Source organism: Streptomyces sp. NBC_01003 (assembly GCF_045162695.1).
Classification (GTDB): Bacteria; Actinomycetota; Actinomycetes; order Streptomycetales; family Streptomycetaceae; genus Streptomyces.
Genome location: NZ_CP108707.1, coordinates 2,338,419 through 2,355,208 on the forward strand (window position 1 = coordinate 2,338,419; position 16,790 = coordinate 2,355,208).

At 69.2% G+C, this 16,790-nt stretch carries 8 protein-coding genes and 3 pseudogenes; 8 read left to right on the top strand and 3 right to left on the bottom strand.

Features of this window, described 5'->3' with window-relative positions; translation table 11 throughout:
- The first annotated feature begins 10 nt into the window (after positions 1–10).
- The 6 genes and pseudogenes from OG698_RS10990 (at position 11) to OG698_RS11015 (ending at position 8,418) form a co-directional block, all read left to right on the top strand.
- Positions 11–1,609, top strand: a complete 1,599-nt coding sequence (locus OG698_RS10990; protein WP_406102909.1) for an ABC transporter substrate-binding protein — start codon at positions 11–13, stop codon at positions 1,607–1,609.
- 47 nt (positions 1,610–1,656) lie between these two features.
- Positions 1,657–4,686: an alpha-mannosidase gene (locus tag OG698_RS10995; RefSeq protein ID WP_406102910.1), complete on the top strand. Its 3,030-nt coding sequence runs from the start codon at positions 1,657–1,659 to the stop codon at positions 4,684–4,686.
- Positions 4,687–4,834: 148 nt separating this feature from the next.
- Positions 4,835–5,243: pseudogene (locus OG698_RS11000) on the top strand (helix-turn-helix domain-containing protein); the annotation flags it as partial.
- Positions 5,244–5,307: 64 nt separating this feature from the next.
- Positions 5,308–6,402: pseudogene (locus OG698_RS11005) on the top strand (integrase core domain-containing protein).
- A gap of 9 nt (positions 6,403–6,411) precedes the next feature.
- Positions 6,412–6,633 (top strand): transposase domain-containing protein, encoded by a 222-nt coding sequence (locus OG698_RS11010; protein ID WP_389490467.1) that lies wholly within the window; start codon positions 6,412–6,414, stop codon positions 6,631–6,633.
- Positions 6,634–6,732: 99 nt separating this feature from the next.
- Complete coding sequence (locus OG698_RS11015) at positions 6,733–8,418, top strand: ribonuclease J (protein ID WP_329568402.1); 1,686 nt, start codon at positions 6,733–6,735, stop codon at positions 8,416–8,418.
- 259 nt (positions 8,419–8,677) lie between these two features.
- Here the strand turns inward: OG698_RS11015 and OG698_RS11020 are convergent, their stop codons facing one another.
- Positions 8,678–9,754, bottom strand: coding sequence for an integrase core domain-containing protein (locus OG698_RS11020; protein ID WP_406102911.1), 1,077 nt, complete (start codon positions 9,752–9,754; stop codon positions 8,678–8,680).
- Between OG698_RS11020 and OG698_RS11025 the strand changes: the two genes are divergently transcribed.
- Positions 9,742–10,509, top strand: coding sequence for an integrase core domain-containing protein (locus tag OG698_RS11025; RefSeq protein ID WP_406102913.1), 768 nt, complete (start codon positions 9,742–9,744; stop codon positions 10,507–10,509). The two genes, OG698_RS11020 and OG698_RS11025, sit on opposite strands and share 13 nt — an antisense overlap.
- Positions 10,510–10,972: 463 nt before the next feature.
- Positions 10,973–11,512, top strand: coding sequence for a TerD family protein (locus OG698_RS11030; protein ID WP_406102914.1), 540 nt, complete (start codon positions 10,973–10,975; stop codon positions 11,510–11,512).
- Positions 11,513–11,569: 57 nt separating this feature from the next.
- Here OG698_RS11030 and OG698_RS11035 read toward each other — a convergent pair.
- Positions 11,570–11,840 (bottom strand): annotated as a pseudogene (locus tag OG698_RS11035) (PucR family transcriptional regulator); the annotation flags it as partial.
- An 89-nt stretch (positions 11,841–11,929) separates the two neighbouring features.
- Entirely contained in the window at positions 11,930–16,786 is a 4,857-nt protein-coding gene (locus OG698_RS11040; protein WP_406102915.1) for a DNA repair ATPase, read from the bottom strand.
- Between the last annotated feature and the right edge of the window lie 4 nt (positions 16,787–16,790).

A 16,790-nucleotide genomic window follows, 5' to 3' on the forward strand; every position in this document is an offset into this window, starting at 1 on the left:
GGGAGTCCACATGGTGCGAACACGAAGAGCCGCCGCGGTGGCGGCGATTGCCGCGCTCGCCCTCGCGGCGACCGGATGCAGCGGCGGCGGCTCGGACGGCAAGGGCTCCGGTGCCGCCGGCCGTACGGTGACGGTGGCGACCGGCGCGGAGATCGCGGCGATCAACCCGGAGAAGGACAACAGCTCCGCCAACATCCAGCTGGCCTTCGCCATGTGGGCGCCGCTGACCCGGGTGGACCCGAAGAGCGGCAAGCTGGTGAACGTCGTCGCCGATTCGGTCACGTCGAAGGACGCGAAGACGTGGACGATCAAGATCAAGCCCGGCTGGAAGTTCACCAACGGTGAGAAGCTCACCGCCAAGTCGTTCGTGGACACGTGGAACTACACCGCGTACGGACCGCACGGGTACCTCAGCAACGGCTTCTTCCAGCGGGTTCAGGGCTACGAGGACCTCAACCCGGCCAAGGGCAAGCCGAAGGCGACCACGCTGTCCGGGCTGAAGGTGGTCGACGACCTCACCTTCACCGTGACCCTCAAGGCGCCCTTCTCGCCGTACCCGTCGACGCTCAGCTACTACGGACTCGCCGCCCTGTCCGCGGAGACGCTGAAGGACCCGGACGCGTACAGCCACAAGCCGATCGGCTACGGCCCCTACAAGCTGGACGGCGCGTGGAAGGCCGGACAGCCCGTGCGCCTCACGCGCAACAAGGGCTATGCCGGCAAGGACGCCCCGCAGGCCGACCGCCTCGTCTACCGCTTCTTCTCCAACCCGGAGACCGCCTACAACGAGTTCCTGGCCGACAACCTCGACTACGCGACGCTGCCGTCCTCGAAGATCGACGCGTACAAGACGGACGCTCCCGGCAAGTGGAGCCAGGGCAAGTCCGCACCGAACCTCAGCTACCTCGAACTCCCCGTCAACACACCGGGGTTCAAGGATCCGAAGGTGCGGCGCGCGCTCTCGCTCGCCCTGGACCGCAAGGCCCTCGTCAAGCTGAAGCCGGGCGCGTTCCCCGCCACGTCCTTCACCGCCTCGACCCTCGACGGGCACCGCGAGAACACCTGCACCGCCTGCACGCTGGACGTGGCCGGGGCGAAGAAGCTGCTGCGCGAGGCCGGCGGTTTCTCCGGGCGCCTCAAGATGTACTACGCAAGTGACAACCCGGGAGACCAGGTCTTCGCCGAGGCGCTCGGCAACATGTGGCGGCAGAACCTCGGCCTGAAGATCCAGTACGTGGGCAAGCCCGGCAGCGACCTGAGCGCGATGGCGTCCAAGGGCGCGCTGGACGGCGTGCGGTCCTCGGGCTGGGGGCACGACTATCCGTCGCTCGAGGACTACCTCACGCCGATCTTCGCCTCGTACGGCGATTTCAACTCCAACGGCTACCGCAACCCCGAGGTCGACAGCCGTCTGGAGCAGGCGAACAAGATCGCCGACCCCGCGAAGGCCACGCGCGCCTACCAGGGCATCGAGGACCTGATCGCCCGGGACATGCCGGTCGTGCCGCTGTTCCACACGCGCACGATCTATCTGCACGCGACCGACGTCCACCCGCTGGACTCCCGGTACGCGGACATCAATCCCGTGCGCTCGACGATCGACCGCTGAACCGGGCCGCCCGCCCCGCCTTCCGTACTCCAGGAGACTCAACGCCCATGCATGACGACCGTTCGCTCATCGAAGACCGGCTGCGACGTGTGCTCGAGGAGCGCATCAGGCCCGCCGTGTACCCGGAGACCGTGCCGCTGGACGTGCGGGTGTGGCACGCGCCGGACGAGCCCGTGCCGGTCGCGGAGGGGCTCGCGGCGCCCGCGCTGTCCATCGGGGAGGGCGCCCGGTGGGGGCGGCCGTGGGGCACCAGCTGGTTCACGGTGACCGGCACGGTTCCCCAGCAGTGGGCGGGGCGGACCGTCGAGGCGCTGATCGACCTCGGCTTCGACGGGCACGGCGGTCCCGGCTTCCAGTGCGAGGGCCTGGTCTACGAGCCGGACGGGACGCCGGTGAAGGGCCTGCACCCGCGCAATCACTGGGTGCGCGTCGGGGCTCCGGCAGCGGGCGGGGAGCAGGTGGAGCTGCGCGTGGAGGCGGCGTCGAACCCCGGGTTCTTCAACTCCCGTGCGTTCAAGCCCACATGGCTCGGTGACACGGACACCGCGGGTCACGATCCGCTCTACACGCTGGGCCGTGTCGAGCTGGCCGTCTTCGACGAGACGGTGTGGGAGCTGCTGCACGACCTGGAGGTGCTGGGCCAGCTGATGGCCGAGCTGCCGCTGGACCGCGCCCGCCGCTGGGAGATCCTGCACGCGGTGGGGGCGGCCCTGGACGTGGTGGACCTCGGCGAGGTGAACGGCACCGCGCAGGCGGCCCGCGACGTGCTGGCACCGGTCCTCGACACCCCCGCGGGACCGTCGGCGCACCGGATCAGCGCGGTCGGGCACGCGCACATCGACTCGGCGTGGCTGTGGCCGCTGCGCGAGACGGTGCGCAAGGTGGCGCGGACCGCGTCGAACATGACGCAACTCCTCGACTCTGAACCGGACTTCGTCTTCACCATGTCACAGGCGCAGCAACTGGCCTGGATCAAGGAGCACCGGCCCGAGGTCTACGCGAAGGTCAAGAAGGCCGTGGCCGAGGGGCGGTTCGTGCCGACGGGCGGCATGTGGGTGGAGTCGGACACGAACATGCCGGGCTCGGAGGCGATGGCCCGTCAGTTCGTGCACGGCAAGCGGTTCTTCCTCGACGAGTTCGGCATCGAGAACGAGGAGGTGTGGCTGCCGGACACCTTCGGTTTCGCGGCCGGGCTGCCGCAGATCATCCGCGAGGCCGGCTCCAAGTGGCTGCTGACGCAGAAGATCTCCTGGTCGCAGACGAACACCTTCCCGCATCACACGTTCAACTGGGAGGGCATCGACGGCTCCCGGGTCCTCACCCACTTCCCGCCCGTGGACACGTACAACTGCGCCATGGAGGGACGTGAACTCGCGCACACGGAACGGAACTTCAAGGACAAGGGGCGGGCGAGCCGTTCGCTCGCACCGACCGGTTTCGGTGACGGCGGGGGCGGAACGACGCGCGAGATGGTGGCACGGGCCAGGCGGCTGCGGTCGCTCGACGGCTCCCCCACCGTGGAGTGGGAGGCCCCGGCGGCGTTCTTCGAGAAGGCCGAGGCCGAGTACACCGATCCCGCGGTGTGGGTCGGCGAGTTGTATCTGGAGCTGCACCGGGCGACGCTGACGAGCCAGGCGCAGACCAAGCAGGGCAACCGGCGCTGCGAGCACCTCCTCCAGGAGGCGGAGCTGTGGGCGGCGACGGCAGCCGTCCAGTGCGAATTCCCCTACCCGTACGAGCAGTTGGACCGACTCTGGAAGACGGTGCTGCTGCACCAGTTCCACGACATCCTGCCGGGCTCGTCGATCGCCTGGGTGCACCGCGAGGCCCGCGCGACGTACGCACGGGTCACGGCCGAACTCGAGGCGATCGTCGACGCCGCGCAGCGCGCCATGGCCGGCCGCGGCACGGGTGTCCTGCGCTTCAACTCCGCGCCACACGGGCGTAGTTCGGTACCCGCGCTCGGCGCTGCGGGCCCCCAGCCTGCAGACCTCGCGGCGACGACGGTCCGTGAGCGCGACGGCGGCGGCTTCGTCCTCGACAACACGATCCTGCGGGCCGAGATCGACGGCCGCGGCCTGGTCGTCTCGCTGGTGCATCTGGCGAGCGGCCGCGAGACGCTGGCCCCGGGCCGCGCGGCGGGCCTGCTCCAGCTCCACCCGGATCTGCCGAACAAGTGGGACGCGTGGGACGTCGACAAGTTCTACCGCAACACCGGCACCGACCTGACGGACGTGGACGCGCTGACCGCGACCGCCGACGGGGTGCGGGTCACCCGCTCCTTCGGCAAGTCCGTCGCCGCGCAGACCTTCACCCTCTCCCCCGGGTCGAGGCGCCTCGATGTCGCGACGGACGTGGACTGGAACGAGACCGAGAAGTTCCTGAAGCTGGCGTTCCCGCTCGACGTGCACGCGGAACGGTACGCGTCGGAGACCCAGTTCGGGCATGTGTACCGGCCCACGCACACCAACACGAGCTGGGAGGCGGCGCGCTTCGAGGCCTGCAACCACCGGTTCGTGCACCTGGCGGAGCCCGGCTGGGGTGTCGCACTGGTGACCGCTTCGACGTACGGCCACGACGTGACCCGTACGGTGCGTGAGGACCGAGGGACGACGACGACCGTGCGCGCCTCGCTGCTGCGGGCGCCGCGCTTCCCCGACCCGGAGACGGACCAGGGAACCCATCGCTTCCGGCACGCCCTGGTACCGGGCGCGGCCGTCGGGGACGCGGTCCGCGAGGGCGCGGCGCTGTCGCTGCCGGAGCGGGAGGTGACGGGCACGGCCCGCGCCGAGGTCGCGCCGCTGGTACACGTCGACCACGAGTCCGTCGTACTCAGCGCGGTCAAGCTGGCCGACGACGGCTCGGGCGATGTCGTCGTCCGCTTCTACGAGGCGCGGGGCGGTCGGGCAACCGTGCGTCTCACTCCCGGGTTCGACGCGGCCGGTGCGGTCCGCTGCGATCTGCTGGAGCGTCCGGTGGCCCCGGCGGAGCCGGACGTCGCGGATCTGTCGTTCGCGCTCCGCCCCTTCCAGCTGGTCACGCTGCGGCTGGCACGGGCGGCCCTCACGGAGTCCTGAGCGTGCGGGGCGTCGTGGCGCCCCGCACCTGGTCGTCGGCGTGAACCGGCGAACCGCTCAGGTGGCTATCGTGTGCCGTTCGGAAACTCATCGCTACTGCTCGGAGGCGGTCTGGCGCGGCGCCACTGTCTGCTGGAACCCTGTCCGAGTGATCGCTTCACTGGAGTACCAGGTGGCGCGGAAACGGCCCGCGGTTCCGGCGGTGCTGCTGCGCCGGGACGTGGCGAAGGACGGGGAATTGCTGGTGCCACGGCACGAGAACGCGGTGCTGCGCAGGCAGCTCACGAAGCCGGTTCGCTACGAGCCGGCGGATCGGCTGTGGTTCGCAGGGCTGTCCTCGTTGATCCCCCGGCGCCAGTGGGCGCAGGTGTTCCCGGTGGCGCCCACGACGGCTGCTGGCGTGGCACCGCAGGCTGCTCGCCCTGAGGTGGGACTACAGCAAGCGCCGGAACAGGCCCGGCCGACCTTCGACCGGGCCTGCAGTGAAGGCTCTGGTGCTGCAGCTCGCCAAGGAGAATCCGCGCTGGGGCTGCCGACGGATCCAAGGGAACTCTGCGCCTGCCGAAAATGTCGTCTATGCAGCTCAGAAGCGTCTTCGACGGTGCGGCAGGATAAGCACTCGTGCTGCTTTCTCTCGCCTATTTAACCGTCACCAACCTGTTCGGCGCGCTGCGGTTGCTGCCGATGAGCGACCGCGACAAGGACGCGGAGATCCTCGCCCTGCGCCACCAGCTCACCGTCCTTGAGCGACAGCTCGGTACGGACCGGGCGAGACTCGCTCCGGAAGACCGGGCGTTGCTTGCCGCTCTGCTAGTGCCGCTGCCCCGTCAGGCCCTACCCCGGTTACGGCTCCTGATACGGCTTGACACCGTGCTGCGATGGCACCGCGATCTGATGAAGCGGCGCCACGCCCGCACATGCCGGCCGAAATGGCCGGGCCGACCGCCCACGGCCCGCTCAATTCGCGCGCTGATCCTCCGCCTGGTCCGAGAGAACCCCTCGTAGGGCTACCGCAGGGCGCACGGCGAACTCACCACCCTCGGCATCCAGACCGCCGCCTCCACCGTCTGGGAAATCCTCACAGCCGAGGGCATCGACCCCGCACCCGACCGGACCGCCACCACCTGGGGCGACTTCCTTGGCTCACAGGCCGACGCCCTCCTGGCCTGCGACTTCATCAAGACCGTCACCCTAACCGGCAGACGCCAGTACAACCTCGCGGTCATCGAGCACGCCACCCGCCGCGTCCGAATCCTCGGCGCCACCGCGCACCCCACCGCGGCCTGGTTGACTCAGGCCGCCCGCAACCTGGCCACGGACCTGACTGACACTAACTCCACCGTCACGTACCTGATCCGGGACCGGGACGCGAAGTACCCCGCCCTCTTCGACGAGACACTGAGCGACGCCGGCATCCGAGTCGTCCTCACCGGCGTCCGGATACCACGCATGAACGCCATCATGGAACGCTGGGTCCAGATTTGCTGCCACGAACTCCTGGCCCGCACCCTCATTTGGAACGAGCACCACCTGCGCCACGCGCTCCGCCGGTTCGAGTTGCACCACAACCTCCACCGGCCTCACCAAGCGATGCACCAGGCAGCACCCCTGCGCGCCGTCCCCGAACCGCTCCCCCCTGCACAGACCTCCCACCTCGACGTACGCCGAAAAGACCGCCTCGGCGGAGTCCTCCACGAATACCAACATGCCGCCTGAACAGCATGGATAGACTTTTCGCCAGGCGCAGAGTTAACGCAGGTCGTCCCGCCAGAGTTGCTAGATGCCGTATTGGAGGAGACCGGGGCACGTGAGCAACGATTGCGGAGCCTCCCCTCTCCCGTCGGGGTGAACTTCGTGCTCGCGCTCGGGCTGTTCGAGCATCTGGGCGCCGGGCTGGTGTGGGGCAAGCTGCGCCTTCACCACTCCCTGTACCAGCCGCCGGCGTAATCCGATTGACCCGCGGCAGCCGCTGCGGGTGCCCCGCTCCGTCGGGAAGAAGAGATCACACAGGCAGTGGATCACCCCCGCCCCGGGTAACGTCAAGGTATGAGTCATCCGCACCCCGAGCTGAAAGCCGCCCCGCCCCTTCCCGAAGGAGGGCTGCGGGTCATCGCCCTGGGCGGCCTAGGTGAGATCGGCCGCAACATGACCGTCTTCGAGCACGCCGACAAGCTGCTCATCGTCGACTGCGGCGTGCTGTTTCCCGAGGAGACCCAGCCCGGCGTGGACGTAATCCTGCCGGACTTCACCTCGATCCGGGACCGGCTGGACGACATCGTGGCCGTGGTACTCACCCACGGCCACGAGGACCACATCGGCGGCGTGCCGTACCTGCTGCGCGAGCGGTCCGACATTCCCGTCGTCGGCTCCAAGCTGACGCTGGCGTTCCTGGAGGCCAAGCTCAAGGAACACGGCATCCGGCCGCGCACGGTGCGGGTGCAGGAGGGCGACCGGCGCGGCTTCGGGCCCTTCGACTGCGAGTTCGTGGCGGTCAACCACTCCATCCCGGACAGCCTCGCGGTCGCGATCCGCACCGGCGCCGGGATGGTGCTGCACACCGGCGACTTCAAGATGGACCAGTTCCCTCTCGACGACCGCATCACCGATCTGCGCGCCTTCGCCCGCCTCGGCGAGGAGGGCGTGGACCTGTTCCTCACCGACTCCACCAACGCCGAAGTACCCGGCTTCACCACCTCCGAGCGTGAGCTGAACCCGGCGATCGAGCAGGTGATGCGCACCGCGCCGCGCCGGGTCATCGTCTCCAGCTTCGCCAGCCATGTGCACCGCATCCAACAGGTCCTGGACGCCGCCCACCAGCACGGCCGCAAGGTCGCCTTCGTCGGCCGGTCGATGGTCCGCAACATGGGCATCGCCCGTGAACTGGGCTATTTGAAGGTCCCGTCCGGTCTGGTCGTGAGCACGAAGGAGCTGGAGAAGCTCCCGGACCACAAGATCACTCTGGTGTGCACCGGCTCCCAGGGCGAACCTATGGCCGCGCTGTCACGGATGGCCAACCGCGACCACCAGATCCGCATCGGCAAGGGCGACACCGTCCTGCTCGCCAGCTCCCTCATCCCCGGCAACGAGAGCGCCATCTACCGCGTCATCAACGGACTTACCCGGTGGGGCGCCCACGTGGTCCACAAGGGCAACGCCAAGGTCCACGTCTCCGGGCACGCCAGCGCTGGCGAACTCGTCTACTGCTACAACATCGTCAAACCCCGCAATGTCATGCCCGTGCACGGCGAATGGCGCCACCTGCGGGCCAACGGCGACCTCGCCATCCGTACCGGTGTCGACGCAGACCGGGTCGTCATCGCCGAGGACGGCGTCGTCGTCGACCTCGTCGACGGGCGCGCGTCCATCACCGGCAAGGTCCCCGCCGGCAACGTCTACGTGGACGGCATGGAAGTCGGCGGCGCCACCGAAGCGTCCCTCAAGGACCGCCTCACCCTCGCCGCCGAAGGCGTGGTCACGGTGGTGGCGATCGTCGACGCAGACACCGGCGCCCTCGCCGAGGCCCCCGACTTCCTGGCCCGCGGCTTCGTCCACGACGACACCACCTTCGAGCCGGTCGTCCCCGTCATCGAGAAGACCCTGTCCACCGCGGCTGAGGAAGGCGTCGGGGACGCGCGCCAACTCGAACAGCTCCTCGCCCGCGCTGTGGCGAACTGGGCGTTCCGCACCCACCGCCGCAAGCCCCTCATCATCCCCGTCATCATCGACGCCTGAGCCCCGGCAGCACGGTCCCCGGTTCCGGTCGCGGCCCCGCGAGCATCGAGGTCGGGCACGGAAGTCAGCAGCCACCGGAGGAGCCGGAGTGGCAACGCAGATTGCGCCGATCGGGTCTGTACAGCGAACGGTGTAACTCGTGGGTTGGTTGTTACTGGTGTGCTGCGGTGAGGTGGCCCTCGAAGGCTGTCCCGCGTGAAAACCCGGGTTCGGGTAGCTGATCAGGTACGTCGCGCCTCGGCTCTGGCGGGCGTCGCGGTCACGCGGACTGCTGGTACTCATTGATCAAGCCACCGAGATGCCGAGTACGACGGACGCGACCGGCCAGCGGGATAACCGGGACCAGCTCTCCTGCCTCTACGGCCTGGGGAGGTCGTTGCTGGAGGGACTGGTGGGGCCGATGCCGGTTGTAGTGATCTGCATAGGTGTCCAGCACGGTCCGCAGGTGCCGCTCGTTGAGGATGAGTATCCGATCGGTGCACTCGCGACGGACGCTGCCCACCCAGCGCTCCGCGAACGCGTTCGCCTTCGGCGATCGTGGCGGGGAGAGCAGGACCTGCACGCCCGCGCCGCCCAGGACAGCGTCGAACGAGTCGGAGAACTTCCCGTCCCGGTCCCGCAGGAAGAATCGGAACCGGTTCACCCTGTCGCCCAGGTCCATCATCAGGTTGCGGGCCTGCTGGGCCACCCAATCCCGGTTCGGGCGGGTGGTGATGCCGAGGATGTGCACCCGGCGCGTTTCGACCTCCATCACGAACAGCACGTACAAACGCCTGCAGAAAGCGGTGTCCACATGGAAGAAATCGCAGGCCAACAGCCCAGAGGCCTGGACGTGTAGGAAGGAGGCCCAGCTATCGCGCGCCCGCTGGGGCGCGGGCGGCACCTTCGCCCGCCGCAGCACTGCCCGGACGGTGGCCGCCGACACCGCGACGCCCAACCTGGCCAGCTCGCCCTGTACGCGCCGGTGCCCCCACAGCGGGTTCTCCCTGGCCAGGCGCAGGATCAACTCCTTTGTTTCCTGGGGTATTGGCGGCCGTCCGGGTTTCTTGTGGGGGAAAGTCCACGTGTCCGCGACCAACTCCCGCTGCCAGCGCAGCAGCGTCGCCGGGGTGACGAAGAAGCTCCCCCAGCGCTCCTTGGGCAGCAGCCGCGACAACGCCGCGAGCAACACCCGGTCTCCCGGCTCCAACTCAGGTCGGCCGACCTGTCGTCGCAGCACCGCAAGCTGATGCCGCAGGACCAGGAGTTCGACGTCCTTCGCCGCACCGCCCAGCATCCGCAGGCCCGCCAACTCCAGCGACCGGCGCGCCACCAGATAGATCCATGACCACCGCATACCCCGATCATGTCCGAGCCGGTAGCCCTCCTGCAGCCGGTCACCGCAGACCAGCGGCCCAAACCCGGGTTTTCACGCGGGACAGGCACCCGATCGCGCCGTCCACGGTCTGGGAGATCCTGCACAAGGCCGGCATCGACCCCGCCCCGCGCCGCACCGGCCCGAGCTGGCGCGAGTTCCTCACCGCGCAGGCCGAGGGGATCATCGCGGCGGACTTCTTCCACGTCGACACGATCACCGGCAGCCGCCTGTACGCGCTGGCGTTCCTCGAACACGGCACCCGCAGACTCCACATCACCGGCGACACCGCCCACCCCACCGCACAGTGGGCGACCCAGCAGGCGCGCAATCTCGCCGATGACCTGGGCAGCCGCGTCGAGTCGCTGCGCTTCGTGCTCCGCGACCGCGACAGCAAGTACACCGGCTCCTTCGACGCCGTCTTCGAAGCCGAAGGCATGGACGTGCTGCTCAGCGCACCCCAGGCACCGCGCATGAACGCCCACTGCGAGCGCGTGATCGGCACCATCCGCCGCGAGGCACTCGACCACGTTCTGCTCCTGAACGAGGCCCACGCCCGGCAGGTCCTCGCCGAGTACCAGGACCACTACAACAGACATCGGCCGCACCGATCCCGCGATCAACGACCGCCCGAGGCCCAGGAACAGCCAGCAGTCCTGGATGGTTTCGAGCCCCGCAAGCTCTTGCGCACCCGGATCCTCAGCGGAGCAATCAACGAGTACCGACATGCCGCTTGAACTGCAGCGATGACTTTTCGAGCCCCACAGGCACAGATCCGCTACAGGGAGCGGCTGGACCGCACCCTGGTCTGGGGACCAACGCCGCCTGCTCCAAGCTCTGCGCGAGTCCTTCGACAACGGGCACCGCCCTCCACCGAGCCCTGGGAAAAGCCACCCCACTCCGCCCGCTGCCCCAACCCAACACCGAACCTGGGCAGATCAAGCACCTGGAGATCCGCCGACGAGACCGACTCGGCGGAACCCTCCACGAGTACGAACATACGGCGGCCTGAGCAGGGTGGATGAATTTTGGGGCACCCGCAGTCTGCGAGGCACTGCTGGTGGCAAGCGGCTGAGCGCAGCCCGGTAGGTAGCTCACCGCGCGGTGAGCAGGGAACCAAGGTTAACAACCCGTCAAAAGGTCATACTTGAGTCGACAAGAGCATCGCTCGCTGGGCCGTATTCCGGGGGACGCAGAGATATGGGTGAAGACAGCAGCGTGGGTGGGCTCACGAAGGTGGAAGTGAAGCTCAAATGGGACGCCGGCCGCTGGGATCAGCCAACCCGCCATCTCGACATCATCGCCGCAACATACCGGGACGACGCGCCCTACGGAGCGCCGTCGTACGTGGTGCACACCGAGAGCCGCTCACCGGACGGCACCATCCACCTGACCCGGCACAGCGAGACCGGTCTGGGTCTCGGCTTCGCTGAGGTCATGGTCCTCGAACTCGACCGCCTCGCGCCGGCCTACAGGCGCGTGATGGTGGGCGTGGCTATACACCAGCGTGATGCCGTCATGACCTTCGCCGATGTCACCAACACCGAAGTCGTCGTGACCGAGCGATACCAGCCGTTGATTTCAAATGACTTCGCGAACATGTCCGGTGCGACAGCTGCAACAATCGCCGAGTTCACCCGCTACGGCGCGGGGCAGTGGCACGTACGCGAGGCGTTCCAGGGCTTCGATGCAGATCCCATGGCCTTCCCAGCGCAAATGGGCCGAGCCCGGCAGCCCTGACTTCGTCGTGGGGGCACAGCCCAATGTGAGCGGGGCGGGGTCAGTGCAGCCCCGTGGTGCGTGCTCGCACGGCAGCCTCAGGCCGAAGCGTTCGGCTCGTTGCGCAAGCAGGCCCCATGTCGCTGCGGCCGTACAGGCTGGCACGGGTCTCGCTGAGATGGGCGGCGACCAGCGCGCGCAAGCCGCACCCGGCCTCGGCGGACTGCTCGCCGAGCGCGCGGTGGGAGTTGAGTTTGTCGCGGGTGAGGCGGATGCCGGTGGCGGAAGCGTCGGCGAGCATACTCGCGTACCCGTCCAGATACCGCTCGAGTCGGTCGTGCCTGGCCATGCTCGCCCCCCGTGTCGTGTCGCGTCTCTGACGCGTCTTTAGCGCAGCGTTGAAGGGCACGTACCAGCGGGTGCGGTCAAGCGGGCCGGTCATGGGCGGTGGGCTTGGCGAGCAGATGGGTTGGTGAGGGTGTGGCGGGGGTTGGTGGCCCGGGTGATGGCCGATTCCACCGCAGCCACCCGGTCGGCGAGTAGACCGAGGGCGGCGACCGCCCGGATGACCGGGTCGTCACCGGCACCGCCGAGGGTGCGTGTGCGGATGTATGCGGCCTTCAAATCGTCCCAGCGGGCGGCCTGCCCGGCAGTGATGCGGCCGCGCAGTTCCGTCAGCTTCAGCAGGTTCGCCTCGGCTCCCGTGGTCAGAGTCTGGGCCTCACCCGTGTAGTGGTCGTCGATGACGGCGGCCAGCTCGGCCTCGTTCATGGCAGGGTCGATCCGTGCGGCGATCTTGTTCATGTTGCGGTAGGAGCCCTGGAGCTGGAACGGCGGCTCGGTCCGGGCGTCGTCGCTCTGTGCGGCGGAGGCAATGTAGGCAGCGTTGACGGCAAGAACCGTGGCGCGGGCCGTGATCAGGTGGCGCAGGACCGCGACGATGCGGTCACGCTCCACGGGGGCGTACGGGTGCGTGAGCTGGTCGGGGCGGACGGTGGGGTCGCCGTCGGCCAGGCGCAGGAACACGTCGAGGTCTGTATGGTCCCGGCCGGTCAGCGGTGCGAGGTGTTCGTTGGCGGTGAGGGCGTTCTCGACGAAGCTGCAGGCGAAGGCGTCCTCCTTGCCGGTGAGGACGTCGCCGAGGTTGAAGACGTCTGCACGGTTGGCGAGCATGTCGGGGATGCGGAACCGCTGCCCGGACTCGGTGTAGGGGTTGCCCGTCATGCAGACAGCGAAGCGCTTGCCGCGCAGGTCGTAGGTGCGCGCCTCGCCGTCCCACACCCCGTCCATGCGGCGCTGGGCGTCGCACAGCGAGATGAACCTCTGCAGGAGCTCCGGTGAGGTGTGCTGGATGTCGTCCAGGTAGAGGAGGACGTTGTTGCCGGCCTCCAGTGCGAAGTTGACCTTCTCGATTTCCTGGCGGGCACTGGCGTTCGGCGCCTCGGCGGGGTCGAGCGAGGTGACGCCGTGGCCGAGAGCGGGTCCGTTGACCTTGACCAGCAGCATGCCGAGGCGGTCGGCGACGTATTCGACAAGTGTGGTCTTTCCGTAGCCGGGCGGCGAGATCAGTAGCAACAGGCCGCCCGCGGTCCCGAGTTGCCTGTGGAGGTTGTCGCCGATCAGGGGCAGGTACACCTCGTCGATCAGACGGCTGCGGACGAAGGTGGGCAGGACGTGCGGCCGGTGGTCGTCCAGGCGCAGCCGCGTGTGCTCGGTGGCGATGAGGTCGGTGCGCAGCCGCTGGTAGGCACGGAAGCCGGGAACGGACTCAGTGCGGAAGTGACGGGTGCGGGTGAGGAATTCGTCGAGGCGGAGCATCAGGCGGCGGCCGTCGATGCGCGGGTGGTTGCCGAGCAGACCGTCTACGGTCGTAGTGAGCGAGGCGTCGATGTCGTAGCGGGGCAGGTCCGGGCAGAGTTCGACGGCGACGGCCTCGGGCAGGTCCACGCTGCTCTCTCCCGCCGATGCCGTGTACGCGGACAGCCATGCCTCAGTCAGCGACCTGCGCGCCGCCAGGTCGTGCACCGCCGCGAGGTCGTCCTCGTAGGCTGAACTGTCGGTCGCACGGCGGAACTTGCCAAGGAAGGTGTGTACGGCGGCTGAGGTGGCGAAGCCGTCGGGGCCGGTGGTCAGCTCGTCGAAGAGGTAGGCGGCGGAGTCTGTGTCGCCCATGCGGGTGGCGAGTTCGGCGCACCAGTCATCGATCGCTGGGGCGAGTCCGAAGGTGTCGCGGGCGCGGGCGAGGGAGACGGCGCGCCGGGTCCACTGCTCGCGCTCGTTCTCGTCGGCGTCGTGCGCCCAGAAGAGCTGGGCGGCGGCCCGGGCAGCCGGGGTGTGGCGCAGGAGCCCGGCGCCGGAGTGCAGGGTGAGCAGTGCGGTGAGGATGAGGGCCGCGTCGTGGTCGTGGACGCCGCGCTCGTAGCCCTCGTCGTAGGCCTCCTCGGCCGCGGTTCGCACCAGGGCGGGCAGATCGTCGGCGGCGAGCAGGTCCGCGGCGCCGTGGTCCGCGAGAAGACGGGCGGCGAGGTGTTCGGCGCGGTAGACGTCAGCGTTCTCCGAGGGCAGCAACTGGCCCCAGTACTGGCGCAGTTCGATGAAGGCAGGGTCGTCGACAGGTGCGCGGTAGTCGGTGCCGGTGAGCGCGTACGCCATCCGGTCGTTGCTGTAGGGGACCAGGGCCAGCTCGTGCGGCTGGGTGTTGACGGGCAAGCGGTGGCGGCCCAGGCGCAGGGCGGTGCCGCCGCCGTCGTACAGGTCGGTGCGGTCGCGCAGGGCGCGCAACGCGTCCTGCCGGGCGGCGGTCAGGCGCCCTTCGAGTTCTGCGGCGCGCACCTGGTCGTCGAGGGCGCGCAGTTCGTCGATGACGCGGCGGACCTTGGCGACCATCGGGTCGGAGGCGAGCGACGTGTTGACCTCGTCGAGGGTGTCGAGCCCGGCCAGGCGGCGGGCGACGGTCTGCAGGATGCGGGTCGCGGAGGTCGCCAGGCGTTCGGCGTGACGGGCACGGGCGTCGACCAGGGTCTGCTTGCGGGCGGCGAACGCCTCGTAGATATCGGTGCGCTTGGCGTCGAGGTCGGCGAGGAACGCGTCGGAGTCGGCGAACCGGCCCTCCAGATTCTCCAGGTGGAGAAGCAGCCGGGCGAGTTGGTCGTCACAGGCGCCCGGGGTGTCGGCCACCGCGAGCGCACCGGCGACGGCCTGGCCAAGCAGCGAGAACTCGGCGGCGAACTCGGCGCGCCCCTCATCAACGGTCAGTTCGCGGCGGCGCGCGTCGAGGGTGGCGCGGGCCCGGTTGACGCCCGCGAGCACCTCCGCGACGCGCTCGAGTACCCCGGTGCGCACGGTCGCGTCGTCGATGTCGAGGACGCCGATGACATCGGTCACCGTCCGCAGTTGTTCGATGAGTTCGTCGAGGCGCCCGGTCAGCGGGCCGGCCTCGGCAACCGTGGCGATCAGGGCACTCTCCGCGATGAGGTGCTCGATGTCGGTGTGGTGGGTGGCGAAGGCGTCGGGGCGGGCGAGGAAGGCCACGGCCCGTCCGCCCGCCGCTGCGATGTCGGCGCCGAGGTCCATGGCGAGCGTGTCGATGCGCTCGGTGTCGGCGTACCGCAGTTCTTTCAGGCCCGCCAATTTCCCCTGGGCACGCCGCAGTTCGGTGATGCGCTCGACCCATTCGGGTGCGCTGCGCGGTACCTCGCCGTGGATCCGGCGCACCAGCCCTGCGATGTGCGCAGCGGACGCGGCGAGCGCGTCCGCGGCCTGCCGGGTGAGGGTCTGGACGGTCTCGTACTCGGTGAGGATCTGTGCGGCAGAGGAGCGCACCGCGTCCACCAGGTCGCGCAGCCCGCCGGCCGCGGTCTCGCCGAGCCACGGGTAGGAATCACCCGCGCGCTCGCAGGCGGCGACGAGCGTCTGGTACGCGGCGGCGGTGGGAGTGGTCGCCGCCTCGTGAACGGTCCGGGTCAGGGAGAGGCAGTCGGCGATGGCGCGGACCAGGTCGGGGTTGCCGATGCGGGTCAGCTCGTCGTCGCCGCCGGGCACGTCGACGGTGTGCGTATCCGCGGTGAATGGGGTCGCCCAGGTCTGTACGGCGTGGACGCGGGCGGGCTCACCGGTGGTGTCGCCGCGCAGCAGTACCAGCGTGCCGTCCTCAAGCAGGGCGTGGCCGCGGCAGGTGAGCGGGGTGGCGATCTCCTTGCGGATCTGGTTGTACGGCAGCAGGAGGGTGCGTCCCTGGGCGCGGGCGTGGAAGACATAGAGGGCGTCCTCGCCGTTCGGGGACTGCACGGTGCGTACGTAGTTCAGGTCGGTGGTGTCGACGGCGTCGAATGTCTTGTGCGTGCCCGCAGCCAGGCAGTAGCCGCCGGGGAAGATGACGCCCTGCTCGTCGGGGAGTACGCGGCACGCCTGTCCGATGCCGTCGAGGCGGACGACGGCCTTGGTGTGGGTGTTGAAGACCAGGTGGCGCTCGGTGTCCTCCTTGTAGGGGCGTACCCGGATCAGTAGGAGCGGGCCGACGCGGGCGTAGGCGATGTCCGCGTCGGCCAAGGACTGCAGAGGTTCGTCGACCGGCTCGGAGTGGATGCCTTCGCCGGTCTCGGTGTCGTCCTCGACCTTGACGGTGAGGGATCCGGCGACCGTGGAGACATATGCCTCACGAGCGATGGACACATGCGGGTGGCGGCCCAGGATGTGGTCCGCTCGGGTCGCCTCCCGCCAGGTGACGGCGTGGGCGGGCGGCAGTACATCGTCCCGGTCGCCGCGCGCGTCGAGGAAGCGGACACCGCCGCGGCCGTCGAGTTCCCAGCGCAGGACGCGGATGTCTGCGACCTTTTCGCCGGTCTGGAAGACGGCCAGCAACTTTCCGTCGATCAGGCGCAGTTGCAGCAGGCGGCTCTGCCGGTAGTAGCGGAACAGCGCGGAGAATTCGCGGACGAACGCCGGGTCGTCGAGCAGACCGGGGACGGCGTCGTCGGGCAGCCGCTCCAGGTCCCGGCCGTGCAGGGCGAACACGTCGCCGACCGCGACGTCGGCCGTCGTGCCGAGTGGATCCCGCAGCCCGACCAGCAGCACGTCCCCGACGGCGACGACATCGCGGGCCAGGCGCGGCGCGTCCGTGCGCAGGGCGCCGGTGCCGGCCAGCGTCAGCTCGGTGGAGCCGAACGCGGCGACGCGGCGTCCGTTCAACTCGGTGACGCGCCCTGCCAGCTGCCGCGACTGCCTGGCGAGGCGGTCGCGCAGAACCTCGTACGTGCCCGCGTCGAGGCCGGTCTCCACTTCCGTACCGGTGGCCATGCCC

Coding starts and splice junctions, on each gene's coding strand:
- OG698_RS10990 (WP_406102909.1), top strand. CDS start 11: ATGGTGCGAACACGAAGAGCCGCCGCGGTGGCGGCGATTGCCGCGCTC.
- OG698_RS10995 (WP_406102910.1), top strand. CDS start 1,657: ATGCATGACGACCGTTCGCTCATCGAAGACCGGCTGCGACGTGTGCTC.
- OG698_RS11015 (WP_329568402.1), top strand. CDS start 6,733: ATGAGTCATCCGCACCCCGAGCTGAAAGCCGCCCCGCCCCTTCCCGAA.
- OG698_RS11025 (WP_406102913.1), top strand. CDS start 9,742: ATGACCACCGCATACCCCGATCATGTCCGAGCCGGTAGCCCTCCTGCA.
- OG698_RS11020 (WP_406102911.1), bottom strand. CDS start 9,754: ATGCGGTGGTCATGGATCTATCTGGTGGCGCGCCGGTCGCTGGAGTTG.
- OG698_RS11030 (WP_406102914.1), top strand. CDS start 10,973: ATGGGTGAAGACAGCAGCGTGGGTGGGCTCACGAAGGTGGAAGTGAAG.
- OG698_RS11040 (WP_406102915.1), bottom strand. CDS start 16,786: ATGGCCACCGGTACGGAAGTGGAGACCGGCCTCGACGCGGGCACGTAC.